The organism is Hoylesella timonensis 4401737 = DSM 22865 = JCM 15640, from assembly GCF_000455445.1.
Lineage (GTDB): Bacteria > Bacteroidota > Bacteroidia > Bacteroidales > Bacteroidaceae > Prevotella > Prevotella timonensis.
On record NZ_HG417096.1, the window covers coordinates 12,598 to 26,610 of the forward strand.

Below are 14,013 nucleotides of genomic sequence, written 5' to 3' on the forward strand. Positions count from 1 at the left end.
AAAAAATAAGAAGAAAAGACGGGATCTATGGCACTTTTCGGGTTGAAATGTATATCGTTTTTGCATTGAAGCATTGAGTTAAGGCAACAACTACATGCAAATAACACCTCTATTGAGCCACTATTGCAGTGCTAAAGCATTGTTTCAACACGGTTTTTTGCTTGTTTTTAAGGCATGAATGGAGGTAAAAATGCGACTTGTCGCACGCTTATTTTCGCAATACAGTGATTAACAATCACTTACAAAACTCGCTCAAAACTCGCGTATTTTCGACCGAAGGCAAAACTTTTTCAGATATTCAAATTATACGAGGGTGTTTGTCAAGTATTTTGATACTATTTTTTAGATTTTGAACCCCATGACTTCTCACTGTTGCACCAAGTTCTCAACTCACTTTCATTCTCCTTCTTGCGAACTCAATGCTTCCAAACAATGTAGATAACAACAGGTGCTCCTATCAATGGTGTAACTGCATTGAGGGGCAAGACGCCCTGAGAACCCGGCAAGGTGCATATACATTGGCACAACAAAGCAATCACTGCCCCCATGAGCATGGTGAGGGGAAGCAGGGTGCGGTGGTTCTCCGTGCCAACCAGTAAGCGAGCCATGTGTGGCACAGCAAGTCCAACAAATGCCACAGGACCGCAATAAGCCGTAGTAACTGCCGTCAATACTCCCGTTACCACCAATAGCCAATTGCGTACGGCACGCACATTGACGCCCAAATTTTGTGCATACCGTTCGCCCAACAACAAGGCATTCAGCGGCTTCATCAGTAGCATGGCGCCTATCAAACCTACAATGATAGCAATGGTAAAAATAGGTAGTTGGGGCAGAGAGACATTGCTAAAATTGCCCATGCCCCATATCATATACGATTTAACGCCCTCTTGCGTGGCAAAGAAGTTAAGCAAGGCAATGACAGACGAGGATAAATAACCTATCATGATACCAATGATGAGCAACATGACATTGTTTTTAACCCATTGTGAAAAGACTAAAATAATGCTTGTAACCACCATTGCACCCACAAAGGCAGCCAGCAAAATTGCCATAGCACCGCCCACACTGAACAAAGCCGTAGACATGCTTCCCCCCATGGCTAACATCACCAGTGCTACTCCTAATCCCGCCCCGCTGTTGATACCAAAGATTGAAGGTCCAGCTAAAGGATTTTGAAACGCAGTTTGTAGCAGCAAGCCACTCACAGCGAGTGCTGCACCACAAAATAAAGCAGCAACTGTTTGTGGTAAACGAGATTCTAAAATGATGTAAGTCCAACTGTCATTACTCACATCCTGTCCACACAATATGGAAAACACGTCTGATGCTGGAATGTAAACCGACCCCAGCAAAAGGTTGAACATTACCAATAGGAGCATGGCAACACCCAACATTGCAAAGACAAACTTGTTACTTGTATGGCTCATCCTCATGATTCAAGTAGGAAAGGTAAGGAGTTTCTACTCATATTATAGCAACTATACACGGTGCTATTGATGCAAAGTTAGCCAAAAAGTGCGATATTTTCATTAACTTTGCGCACTGATTGCAAAAAAACACGTGATGGAAAATGAATTTACCCGTACGGAAATGCTGTTTGGAAGCTCTGCCATAGAAACGCTGAAGCACTCGCACGTTGCTGTCTTTGGCGTAGGAGGAGTGGGTAGTTATGTTGTTGAAGTACTGGCAAGGAGCGGTGTGGGCGAACTGACATTAGTAGACAACGATGAAGTAAGCATCTCAAATCTCAACAGACAGTTGGTGGCATTGCACTCCACCTTAGGAAAGAAGAAGGTAGAGGTGGCTCGTCAACGCATTTTAGACATCAATCCCAGCTGCAAAGTGCATACCCATAGCCTGTTTTATCTGCCAGAGACGGCAGAACAAGTAGACCTGTCCGCCTGTGATTATGTCGTAGATTGCATTGACACCATGGCGGCTAAGATAGAATTGGCGAAGCAGTGTCATCAACTACAGCTTCCCATCATAGCCAGTATGGGAGCTGCCAATAAGATAGACCCCATCCAGTTCAAGGTGGCAGACATCAGCAAAACGGCAATGGACCCATTGGCAAAGGTACTAAGAAAGAAACTCCGAAAAATGGGAATTACACACCTTAAAGTGGTTTACAGCGAGGAGCCACCTCGCAAGCCCTTTGAAGTAGAGTCGACAGCAACATCTACCTCACCTCTCGAAGAAACGGTAAAAGCACCTACCACCAACCAAAAACGAACGATACCAGCCAGTAATGCCTTTGTACCTGCAACGGCAGGACTGATTTTAGGAGGCGAAGTGGTAAAGGATTTGATACGAATGAAGAGCGCAATCTCTGATTAGCAATCCTGTAAATGAGCAAGGATGTGGTCTCGACATTTCTCCATGAGCCACTTTGGCGTACTGGTGGCACCACATATCCCAATGGTCTGCACACCCTGAAGCCAGTTGAAATCTATCTCATCTACATCCTCTATTTGATAACTATTGGGATTTACACGCTTACACTCCATGTACAACACTCGTCCATTGGAGCTCTTGCGTCCACTCACAAACAGAATTAAATCGTGCTTTGATGCAAAGTTTGCAATGTTGGGCATTCGATTGGCTACCTGTCGGCAAATGGTGTCAAAGCTTCGGAAAGAAGCAGTAGCCGCTATATGATTTTGGATATAACTAATTATTCTATGAAACTCATCGAGACTTTTTGTTGTTTGCGAATACAGATAAATATCCCGTGAAAAGTCCAACTGCTTGACATCTTCAAAATTTTCAATGATGATAGCCTTGTTCTGCGTTTGACCTACGAGTCCCAACACTTCCGCATGCCCATTTTTCCCAAAGATAACAATCTGTGCATCCTGATGCGTATCAAACTGTTTCTTGATGCGACGCTGCAACGCTAACACCACAGGACAGGTCGCATCAATAATCTCTATGTTGTTTTTCTTCGCCAATGCGTACGTCTCTGGCGGCTCTCCGTGGGCGCGCAACAACACTTTTGCATTGTGAAGATTTTGCAACTCTTGATGCGTAATGGTCTCTAAGCCCTGCTCATGCAGCCGTTTCACCTCCATGCCATTGTGCACTATATCGCCCAGACAATATAAGGTTTCGCCTTTTTCCAATTCTTCCTGTGCTTTCTGTATTGCTGTTGTCACCCCAAAGCAGAAGCCACTCCCATTGTCTATCTCTATCTGAATCATCACACTACTTCTCCACTTCAATGTCAATAATCACCTTTGGCTGGTCGGGGTCATTCGTAATCATAAGGATACGAGGTTTGCTACGCACCTTTTTCAACTCCTCTTCTACTACTGTTACCTTGAGTTTAGCCACCTTACCCGGCTCTATTCGTGATTTATTCATAGCAACTTTTATACCGCCAGTGAACATCTGAAGTCGCTCAATCTCTAAGGTTGCTCGCCCCATATTTTGAATCAAGATTCTTCCAGACTGCTTTCTCTTATTACCAAAGTTCCCCAAATGAAGGGTTGTTGCCGAAAGTTGCATTTTTGGCATAGCTATTCGAGCCTGTTCGCCAGCGTCCTTGAAGTCGGGCAAGAGTACAGCAGAGACCGTCAGCTCTTTGGTAGGAGCCACTTTATCACCAGGAACAAAGCCCAAATAAATGCCTGTCTGTGTAAGTCCATAATCACGTATCTTCCTCGAATCGAGTGTAACGGTGGCGACACCAGCATGTCCTGGAGCCAATCGCGACGGTGACATTTCTGCCTGTAGATAAGAAGGAAGGTGCATCAGTACAGGTTCTGCCATCTCGTTTGTGGTGTTTTTAATATGAATTTTGATTTGAGGACGGTCACCACGGTTCACATCATCAAACTCAATGTTATTAACATCGGTTTGGAGTTCACCGAGATGAAAAGGATAATCTCCTGCAAAATCAACAATTTCTTCCACAACCTTGCCCCTCAATCTCAAGAGGTAGGGTTGGGTGGAGGCATTGCTAAGGAGTGCTATTTGCTTTTGGAAAGTTCCCAACAACTTGCTATCATACACCACTTTAATAGTGGCTGACGTCTGCGGAGCTATCGGCTTGCGTGGAAAGTCCACAGTAGTACATCCACAATCGGTCATCACTTTGTTAATCAACAAATCCTGATGCCCAGTATTCTTAATCTCATATTCAGCAGTAACTGGATGCTTAAAGATGATTTGTCCACAATCTATGACTTCATTAACTGCCCTTATCTGCTGTCCATGAGCAAAGACAGGCAGCGCAAGAAATGTCAATGCAATAATTATTCTATTCATTTTTCGCTTATTTTCAATGTCTGACCTGCAGCTCTTCCATTAAAATCAGGACTGTACGCACATTGAATGGTACAAATTCCTGTTTGGTATGTGCCGACTCTATCTATAAAATATTCTGTTTCTATCACATGCTTCCCTTTGCTAAGCTGATCAAAATAATACGAGGTCATATTATCTTTGGGCGCATAGTAATACCCCCAAGCATACCCACTTCTTTGATGTAGAGGTTCAAGGCAGGCAGCACGCTTATCTTGTAGTTGTACAAAATCGTAATCACGATTGGCTTCCACAACCAGTCTCACAGTCACTCTATCGCCAACTTTGAACGTCTGTACGGGTTTACCATCACGCAACAGCGTGCGTGTCACCTTGAGTCCAGAGGATTGGTCAACCACTTCAGTCGACTTTTGCATAAACTGAGCATAGACAGCTCCCCAAGATGTACCAACTGATGTTTTGTCTATCGTTAGTTGTCGCATATCTTTTCCTGTCTTAGCTGTCTTCACATAGCCCAATCCTGCTGTGGCATTGGGCATTTCAAGCGGTAGCCCATTGAGTTGAAAGCGATCGGATTGCGAGCCAGTTGTTAGTTTTTGTGTCTGTCCATGCAAGAAAGCATAAACAGCATTGACACTGTTTATCGGCGTATCCCATGCTTGCGTACGCTTGGACTGTAGTAACCAGCGTTGCATCTCCTCAATGCTGGGGTCGTTAGGCTTTAAGAGTTTCATCGCTTCGATAGCGGCTACTTGCGTAGGAATGCGATAGCTGAACCAAGAATAGTTGGCACGTGGCGCATCAAAATGTCGTCCCATCTCCTCAGTGTACACCGAATATTCCTGTATACTCTGCAAATATTCATTGGCTTTTGCTTGTTTTCCGTAAAGCGAAAGTATCACTGCCGTTCTGGCTTTACCATAGATAGACAAGACTGTGGGCTGCTGGGAGAGCAAGTTCACCATATAGTTTATATTTCCATTGCTACGTTTATCCAACAACGCATATGTGTAGAGACAGTTACAAGCAAACTCTGAAGGGAATAAATCTTTCTCTCCTTTCGCCTGTCTTGCTTTCAATTCAGCGACCTCTTCGCTCAATTTTCTATCCAAAAAGCGTAACGATGATGCTATCATGGACTGTGTTGAGGTCTGATGACCGATGAGTGTATTCAACCGAGCGAGCGTCATTACAACAGCAACTGTCATGTAACGACTGCCCGACATGCCTTTCCACCAACTGAAAGAGCCATCCGTATTTTGCAATTTGGATAGTTTTTGAAGCAATGAAGTTAAACGATAAGACATCATATTGCTATCGAAGAACTCAACCAGTTGCTGTTGTTGGTAGGTCTCATTCTGTGCATTCATCACCCAAGGAGTTTCGTTCAGGAGTACCGTCTTGAGTTCTTTGTTCTTTTCTAAAGCACTGGTCAACGACGTTTCCTTATCCTTTTCCTGCTTCCATAATTTAACAACAGATTGTAGTTGTGGCACTTCGTTAAACAAATGTTGCCCAATGCTGTTGGCATAGTAAGCTGCCACTAAACTCATGGCATTGTCATCGTCTATATTTCCCATGTTGGGAAGTGCCTGAACCATTAACCATGCTGGCTGTTGGGTATATTCTACGGTCAGTAAGTTGCGGTCATCGTGCGCAGGAAAGAGTTTTTGCAAATCAATGGTCTTCACCCCTTTGTCATGCAAGGTAAAAGGTACGGTGGTAGTAACCCATTCTTCATCGGTCAGAATAGGCAAATAATGTTGCTCTCCGTCACTGTAGTTCTTACCCTTAGCCGTAAAGCGTACAACGAGTAGAGACAACTTCGGATGCGCTTTCAACAGTTGAACCATATCGATTGCGAAGGTAACTACATCAGTTGCCTCGGGCTGCAACTCATACGACTTTTGTTGGGTAAACACCACTTTCTCGGTGGTTGGGTCAACAAGTTCAATACGTGCAGTTCCTGTTTCAATGCTATGAGAAGTACTCATCACACGTGCCGAAAGGGTAAGCTGGTCACCCTTGCGTACGAAACGAGGCATATTAGGCTGAATCATGACGGTCTTTTGCGCAACTGTTTCGTCCATTAACAAACCATGGCGCATCTCCTCATCGTGGGCTAACCCCATGAATTGCCAAGTTGTCACACTCTCTGGCAACGTAAACTTCAAACTTACTTGTCCCTTGTCATCTGCAATCAAGGCAGGAAAGAAGAAAGCCGTTTCATTAAAGTTCTCACGAATAGTGGGCTGAGCATTCGACTTTGTCGAAGAAGCTACTTGCGATGCTGGCATTGCCTCTTTCTGTTTTTGTTGTAATGACTTGTCATCATGAGCCTCATCCACACTCATTATCTCATCGCTGAACGCTTCTGCCTTGGACATGGCATTTAGTTTACTAAGTGCCCGAGTCCTGACACCGCCTCCATAGCCAATTGTAACAACTTCATCACTCTGTCCAAAACCAGCAAACACATCGTCAAAATAAGTAAAGTTGATAGGCCTTTCGCGCAATGGTGTAAACGGTGCATCGCCATAAAGCATTGCACTTCCAATGTTAGGCTTTTCCCAAAAGGTAGTAGCCCATGCTGGTTGATACGGAATGTAGTATCTCCATGCGTGTTCCTTGATTTCTTGAAGTGTCTTATCGAACAGTACTGCCATGAGTTGTGCTTTGGCAGGCTTGCCATTAGGAGTCTTTATTTGTAAGGTCCATGTTTCTTTTTGTCCCGGTGTGAGTCGGTTGCGGAAGGTCTTCCACGTCAACATCAGCCGTTTATCTGGTTGAGGCTTCGCAATGAGTTGTCTATGCGTGTAGCATTTTCCATTCTTCACCCAAGCGTAATTCAATAGTAGTCCGTCGGCATATTGTGACTGGTACTTCAACTTTTTCTTGATAATTTGGTTGCTCATAGCCAAACTTCCACTCTCAATCACACGATCGCCAGCAATGAAAGAATAAACCACATGCACATTGGTATCCGAAGATCCCAACATCAGTTGCACAGGTTTACCATCATTAGGGAATGTTGTATCTGTGATATAGAAGAAGTCAGAAGTCTTAAAGGCTGGCTTCTTATCGTCCAACGAGAATGTATAGAAGGTATGGCTCAATGTATCCTGTCCGCAAACAGCTATTAAATGATGTTCACCAGAGGATAGCTTTTCCAATCCATGGAGCGTAGGTTGATTAGCTTTTACATGATACGATTTACCGTCAATCGTGTAACGAACGTCTCCATCAATGGCTACTCCCATGCTGTTAAGATAGCTAAAAGTCATCGGTTTGATGCTATCCGTGCGACTTAGCTTTGTCAAATCACACAAAAACGTCGTAGGCTTGTCGCTCAACATCAAGGCGTTTTCGGCATGATGAGTTTCTCCTGCTCCATCGGTTACATCTACTTTGGTCAAGAACGAATAATGTTGAGTTGCTTGGTTGCTCTTTTCGGGCATCATCATGGGGACATTGATGACAAATTTGCCACTGTTGTCGGTTGCCAAGGTATCAATGTCTATCGTAACGTTTTGTGTTCTGTCCCTCATTTCGAAATATCTCCAAAGCATTGGCGAGCGTGTAATTGTGTATTTCACTTGCGCTCCTACAACAGGAACACCAGCAAAACTTTTCACATGTCCTGCCAACCTCATTGTATCGCCCTCTTGATATTTTGTTGAAATAGTATCAAATTCAACATAAAAAGTGGGACGCTTATATTCCTCTACCGACAACGATGCATAGGCATCTCTTCCCTGATTAGAGCGCAAAGAATACGTGCCAGTGAGTCCCGTTGAAGATAACACAAAGTCTGCCACAGCCGTACCGTACTCATCGGTCGTCACTTTTTGCACGCCCACCTCTTTATAATTAGCATCTCTCAGGGTCAAAGTGAGCGTTTGATGCGTTGCAACGGTTGTCTCCTTTCCATTGATTAAACGATAAGCAACAGCCGAAGCGTGCACCGTTTGACCTGGTCTATAGATGCTACGATCAGTAAATAGGTGTACATATAGAGCGTCTGATTTCTTCTCTTTAGGGAAAAATCCATAACCATTGAGGTAAGTCGTCGCACATGCCTTGTCGCTTTGGGTATAAGGATAAGCATAGTACATTCTGTTCTCTTTTATTGTCACTGTCACTTCGCCTTCCTGATTGCAAGTGTAGACCTGCTGCTTATACGCTCTTCCGCTTTGCACATCTTTTCTCAGTTGTATCTTGGCACCTGGCAATGGCTGCCCAGTAGTAGCACTCACCGCAACCATTCGCAATTGATGATGAGGCAAAGACTGAGACAAGAGGTACACATCACTGACACGGAGCAATGCTCGTTGTGGCTTTATCGTCTTATTATCGGTCGTCAATTCAACCAAATAAACGCCAACAGGCAGCCCTTTGATAGTCATGGTGTCACGCACCATCTGATAATCGGGCATCCCAACATATTGCTTACTGGTTGTGTAGACTGGCGTCTTGGCATCGATATGCGGTCGCAAACGTGCATAATCACGGGCGTCATTGGGGTCTAACCGGGTGTCTCCATTTACATTCACTCGCCACACCGCCATGTTCAATTGTTGGATATTGCAAAGTTGCAAGACAACTACCTGTCGTTCCTGATGAGGAATTGCCACCGCATCGCCGAGTGACACATGGAAAGTGGGCAAGGTAAGTCGTGTCTTAGCATTGCGAAGAATGTTGATTCTTGGCCAAGCACCCCATTTCATCAACGCATAATTGATATATTGTATCTTTTGTTCTGCGCTGATATCCTCTGCCTCTTCTATACATTGATAACGTTCAATTGCCACTTCGCCAGCCTCTGTCAGGTCTTTATACACAGCAATTAACGAGTCTAATTTCTGAATATATTTCGACTTTTTAGCTTGCAAAACGTCCGAACGATATTTTTCTCTCAAGTCATACAACGCCGTTATACAGGCGGCTGGTCGATTGTCATGCGATAGATAATACTGATGAAGGAGGTCATAGCGTTGTGCTTCAAAGCCCAATACATGCAATAAGTCATGATTAAAAATCTTACTGTCTACACCCGAAACCGTAAAAGGTTCGTATGTTGCCGACTTATAGGAAGCCAACAACGCAGGCTCTGCCAACGACTGTTTGAAGTATTGCTCACTCAACGTGACACTGTTGTCGCCCAAGGTTAGATTCTCTGCGTATAGCCTTCCCAACGCCGACTGATACACAGCCGCCAAAACACGGTCATTGCGCTCTGCTTGGCGTAGTCGCTCCTTGAGTTTAGTCAACTCAACAGTTGCCGAATCGGGCGAAATTTGTGTAGCCATCAATCCGTGTAAAAACGATGCCTTCAAGAGGTGACCGTATTTTTGTTCCGTTTCTGCCTTCTTGATAATCTGCTCCAGCACATGGAGTGAAGTTTTGGGAAGGTCTTTCTGTTCTGCCTGCTCGTACTTTTTCCAAAGAACAGCGAAATTATCTGCTTTCATAGGAGAGGATATTAGTACCAATACCATAACCCATAAGGTAATCAATCTATTCATAACCTGATATTTTATAGATGTACATCGAGCTGGTGAATCCACCAATTCTTCTTTTCTATCTCAAAAGAAGACTACTCTCTACTATATGCAAATGTACATAAAATTTGTGATTTATAAGTCTGTGGGATAAAGAAAATACTTTTTTATTTTGCGAGCGACACGGCTCTTTGGTTGAAGGAAGGTGGTGAATGACGAATTAGTTGTTGCAACAAAATCCTTTTAACGCAAAAGCTGCTTCTCTTAATCATTATTTGTTTGGATAAAATCAACGGTTGTATTTTGTCCTATTATTTTACCAAAAATCGACCATCTAAAATCTTCAAAATAGAAAAAATCAATAGGCAAACGGTATACAAAAATGGGCTGATTTTAACAAAAAAGCGGTCTTTTCAAGCTAAAACGATGACTTTACGGTCTTGGAAACATACAATAGAGGTGTTGTTCACATGCTTCAGCAGCCTTAAAGCATGCAAATTGTTAGCTTAACTCAATGCTTCAGCCGCCAAAAAAAGGTAAAAAAGAGAAGAAAAAGACAAGACAAAAGTATAACGTTTTCAATGACAACCGATTACAAACTTCGCTCATAACTTGCGTATTTGCGACCAACTTTGTCGTTGGTTGTTTATACGCGAGTTATGAGAGGCACTTTGTAAAGATAATTCAGCATTTATTATCTTTTCATTCTGCATAATATCAATCTTACAAATGCAGTTTTTGAGGGGCGTTTTTCGGTGCAAAATTCTATCCTTCAATGAAAGAATTGTGAGGACGGAAAGCAACCATTAACTTGAAAATGTCCTTAAAATTTGCATATATGTAATTTATAAGTTACCTTTGTGATATGAAATACAGACAAGTTGTTGCATATAAAACATACTTTGATGAATTTTTTAAGGACCAAAATGAGAAAGTTCAGAAGAAAATCATTAAGGTTCTTGATATTGTGGAGCAAATAGAGCGTATTCCACAAAACTATCTTAAATATATCGAGGGTACGAATGGCTTGTTTGAAATACGCATACAGCTGGGCAATAACATCTTTCGCATCTTTTGTATTTTTGATGGAAACCAACTTGTAGTCTTGCTAAGTGGCTTTCAAAAGAAAACACAAAAGACGCCAAAGTACGAAATAAAACGTGCTGTAAAAATAATGAACGACTATTATAACGATAAAAAGGAGGTAACGAAATGATGAATAATCTAAAATCACTTGACAATATAAAGGATCAATATTATGGTGCTGTTGGCACGCCTAAGCGTGATGAGTTAGAGCGCGAATTAGAATCTTTGCGTATAGGATTGAAAATAAGGGAAGCTCGTGAGCACCTTAATATGACGCAAGAGCAATTAGCCAATCGGATTAATAAGAAACGCTCCTTTATATCTAAGGTGGAAAGTAATGGTGAAAATATAACATTAAAAACACTTTTTGATGTGGTAGAACGCGGGTTAGGTGGAAAGCTAAATATTGAAGTTTCTTTCTAATAGCGGAGCAAAGAAGACAAATAGTCATATAGAACTGTCATTATGTCGTTTATAATTAAAAGGCATGACTTTTGAATCCAATCTAAGGAAAAACGAAATGGCAAAAAGAAAGGAACACAAGATATGACATTTGACAAATTTACAATTAAAGCACAAGAGACAGTTCAAGAGGCTTTGCGCATTGCAGAACAAGCAGGACAGCAAAGCATAGAGCCTGTACACTTGTTGCAAGGGTTGCTAACCAAGGGGAAAGAGGTAACCAACTTTATTTTTCAGAAGTTAGGTGTCAATCCCTCACAGATACAGCAGCTTGTGCAAAGTGAAATAGCCCACTTACCCAAAGTGAGTGGCGGACAACCTTACTTTAGCAATGATACCGATAAAGTGCTACAAACAACAGTAGACCTCTCACAAAGTATGGGTGACCAGTTTGTTGGGTTAGAACCATTATTGTTAGCATTGCTCACGGTAACTACAACAGCCAGCAGGATTTTGAAAGATGCAGGATGTACAGAAAAAGAGATGCGTAAAGCCATCGAGGAACTCAGAAAGGGTGAAAAGATTCAAACGCAAAGTGGAGACGAGAACTACCAAGCCTTGGAGAAGTATGCCAAAAACTTGGTGAACGACGCACGGGCAGGAAAGTTGGATCCAGTAATAGGTCGTGATGAAGAGATTAGACGAGTGTTACAGATTCTAAGTCGGCGTACCAAGAACAACCCTATATTGATAGGAGAGCCAGGTACTGGTAAGACAGCCATAGTAGAAGGTTTGGCTGCCCGCATTGTTCGAGGCGATGTACCCGAGAACTTAAAGAACAAACAACTGTACTCTTTGGACATGGGTGCATTGGTTGCAGGTGCCAAGTACAAAGGTGAGTTTGAAGAACGACTGAAGAGCGTCATTAAAGAAGTTACCCATGCCAATGGTGACATCATTCTTTTCATAGACGAGATTCATACCTTGGTAGGAGCAGGGGGTGGAGAAGGTGCAATGGATGCAGCTAACATCTTAAAGCCAGCCTTAGCTCGAGGTGAGCTACGTGCCATAGGAGCCACGACACTGAACGAATATCAGAAGTATTTCGAAAAAGACAAGGCTTTGGAACGTCGTTTCCAAACTGTATTGGTAGAAGAGCCTGATGAGTTAAGCTCTATCTCTATCTTACGTGGCCTGAAAGAACGTTATGAGAATCACCACAAAGTAAGAATTCAAGACGATGCTTGTATTGCGGCAGTTCAGTTGTCTGAACGATACATCAGCGACCGTTTCTTGCCCGACAAAGCTATTGATTTGATGGACGAAGCGGCAGCTAAGCTGCGCATGGAGCGCGACTCATTGCCCGAAGAGCTGGATGAGATGACTCGTAAGTTGAAGCAGTTGGAGATTGAACGTGAAGCTATCAAACGCGAAAACGACGAGGTGAAGATTAAACAGCTGGACAAGGAGATTGCCGAACTTAAAGAACAAGAACAATCGTTCCGTGCAAAATGGGAAAGCGAAAAGAACTTGGTCAACAAGATTCAGCAAGACAAACAAGAGATAGAACACTTGAAGTTTGAAGCCGATCGTGCCGAACGCGAGGGAAACTACGAACGAGTAGCCGAGATTAGGTATGGAAAACTACAAAGTTTGCAAGCCGATATTGAGAATATCAAGAAACAACTCAAGGCAACTCAAGGTGGTGAAGGCATGGTGAGAGAAGAGGTGACAGCCGATGATATTGCCGAAGTAGTAAGCCGATGGACTGGAATACCCGTTACAAGGATGCTGCAAAGCGAGAAAGACAAGCTGTTGCACTTAGAGAATGAGTTGCATCGACGGGTGATAGGACAAGATGAAGCCATTGTAGCTGTTAGTGATGCGGTAAGAAGGAGCAGGGCTGGATTGCAAGATCCTAAACGTCCGATAGCATCGTTCATCTTCTTAGGTACAACAGGTGTGGGTAAGACCGAGTTGGCAAAGGCGTTGGCAGAATATCTATTCAACGACGAGAGCATGATGACACGTATTGATATGAGTGAATATCAAGAAAAGTTTAGTGTGTCAAGACTTATCGGTGCGCCTCCTGGATATGTAGGCTATGACGAAGGTGGCCAGCTCACAGAAGCCGTGAGACGCAAACCCTATAGCGTTGTGCTATTTGACGAGATAGAGAAAGCGCATCCAGACGTCTTTAATATCTTATTACAAGTATTGGACGATGGTAGACTAACGGATAACAAAGGACGTACAGTGAACTTCAAGAACACCATTATCATCATGACTTCTAACTTGGGGAGCCAGTATATCCAACAACAAATGCAGGACATAACACCCCTCAATCGAGAAGAGAAACTTGAGCATACAAAGCTCGAGGTGATGAATATGCTTAAAAAGACAATTCGTCCAGAGTTCTTGAACAGAATTGACGAAACTATTATGTTCTTGCCATTGACCAAGCATGAGATTGCGGACGTGGTAGAGTTACAAATGAATGCCGTAAAACATATGTTGCAAACTCAAGGCTTTAGTCTTGAATGGACACAAGGAGCTATTGATTATCTCTGTGACAAAGGCTACAATCCAGAGTTTGGAGCGCGTCCTGTAAAACGTGCCATCCAACGATATGTACTCAACGACTTGTCTAAAAAGCTATTAGCTGGTAAGGTAATGAACAATCGTCCTATTAAGATTGATGGAACACCTGATGGACTAACGTTTAGCAATGCATAAGCGACTACGAAGAACAAGC

General features: G+C 43.0%; 8 protein-coding genes. 4 read left to right on the forward strand and 4 right to left on the reverse strand.

What is annotated here, in order from left to right; genetic code table 11:
* Positions 1-416: 416 nt before the first annotated feature.
* Positions 417-1,436, reverse strand: coding sequence for an iron ABC transporter permease (locus tag BN35_RS07635; RefSeq protein ID WP_028900799.1), 1,020 nt, complete (start codon positions 1,434-1,436; stop codon positions 417-419).
* A gap of 130 nt (positions 1,437-1,566) precedes the next feature.
* On the opposite strand from BN35_RS07635, the gene BN35_RS07640 reads away from it, so the two are divergent.
* Complete coding sequence (locus BN35_RS07640; protein ID WP_025072299.1) at positions 1,567-2,340, forward strand: tRNA threonylcarbamoyladenosine dehydratase; 774 nt, start codon at positions 1,567-1,569, stop codon at positions 2,338-2,340.
* On the opposite strand, the gene BN35_RS07645 is transcribed toward BN35_RS07640, so the two are convergent.
* The 3 genes from BN35_RS07645 to BN35_RS07655 are packed head-to-tail and all read right to left on the reverse strand — an operon-like array spanning position 2,337 to position 9,794.
* On the reverse strand, positions 2,337-3,203 hold the full coding sequence (locus tag BN35_RS07645; protein WP_025072300.1) for a 4-hydroxy-3-methylbut-2-enyl diphosphate reductase: 867 nt from the start codon (positions 3,201-3,203) through the stop codon (positions 2,337-2,339). The genes BN35_RS07640 and BN35_RS07645 overlap by 4 nt on opposite strands.
* Before the next feature lie 4 nt (positions 3,204-3,207).
* The gene (locus tag BN35_RS07650) at positions 3,208-4,272 is read right to left on the reverse strand and encodes a DUF1573 domain-containing protein (protein ID WP_025072301.1); all 1,065 of its coding nucleotides are present in this window, start codon (positions 4,270-4,272) and stop codon (positions 3,208-3,210) included.
* Positions 4,269-9,794, reverse strand: a complete 5,526-nt coding sequence (locus BN35_RS07655; RefSeq protein ID WP_044071365.1) for an alpha-2-macroglobulin family protein — start codon at positions 9,792-9,794, stop codon at positions 4,269-4,271. The genes BN35_RS07650 and BN35_RS07655 overlap by 4 nt, the downstream gene beginning before the upstream one ends.
* A gap of 841 nt (positions 9,795-10,635) precedes the next feature.
* Between BN35_RS07655 and BN35_RS07660 the strand changes: the two genes are divergently transcribed.
* From BN35_RS07660 to clpB, 3 genes are all read left to right on the forward strand, one after another.
* Complete coding sequence (locus BN35_RS07660; RefSeq protein ID WP_028900797.1) at positions 10,636-10,986, forward strand: type II toxin-antitoxin system RelE/ParE family toxin; 351 nt, start codon at positions 10,636-10,638, stop codon at positions 10,984-10,986.
* Positions 10,986-11,279: a helix-turn-helix domain-containing protein gene (locus BN35_RS07665; protein WP_025072302.1), complete on the forward strand. Its 294-nt coding sequence runs from the start codon at positions 10,986-10,988 to the stop codon at positions 11,277-11,279. The genes BN35_RS07660 and BN35_RS07665 overlap by 1 nt, the downstream gene beginning before the upstream one ends.
* A gap of 123 nt (positions 11,280-11,402) precedes the next feature.
* The gene (clpB, locus tag BN35_RS07670; RefSeq protein ID WP_025072303.1) at positions 11,403-13,994 is read left to right on the forward strand and encodes an ATP-dependent chaperone ClpB; all 2,592 of its coding nucleotides are present in this window, start codon (positions 11,403-11,405) and stop codon (positions 13,992-13,994) included.
* Positions 13,995-14,013 lie beyond the last annotated feature (19 nt).

Coding starts and splice junctions, on each gene's coding strand:
- BN35_RS07655 (WP_044071365.1), bottom strand. CDS start 9,794: ATGAATAGATTGATTACCTTATGGGTTATGGTATTGGTACTAATATCC.
- BN35_RS07635 (WP_028900799.1), bottom strand. CDS start 1,436: ATGAGGATGAGCCATACAAGTAACAAGTTTGTCTTTGCAATGTTGGGT.
- clpB (WP_025072303.1), top strand. CDS start 11,403: ATGACATTTGACAAATTTACAATTAAAGCACAAGAGACAGTTCAAGAG.
- BN35_RS07640 (WP_025072299.1), top strand. CDS start 1,567: ATGGAAAATGAATTTACCCGTACGGAAATGCTGTTTGGAAGCTCTGCC.
- BN35_RS07650 (WP_025072301.1), bottom strand. CDS start 4,272: ATGAATAGAATAATTATTGCATTGACATTTCTTGCGCTGCCTGTCTTT.
- BN35_RS07665 (WP_025072302.1), top strand. CDS start 10,986: ATGAATAATCTAAAATCACTTGACAATATAAAGGATCAATATTATGGT.
- BN35_RS07645 (WP_025072300.1), bottom strand. CDS start 3,203: ATGATTCAGATAGAGATAGACAATGGGAGTGGCTTCTGCTTTGGGGTG.
- BN35_RS07660 (WP_028900797.1), top strand. CDS start 10,636: ATGAAATACAGACAAGTTGTTGCATATAAAACATACTTTGATGAATTT.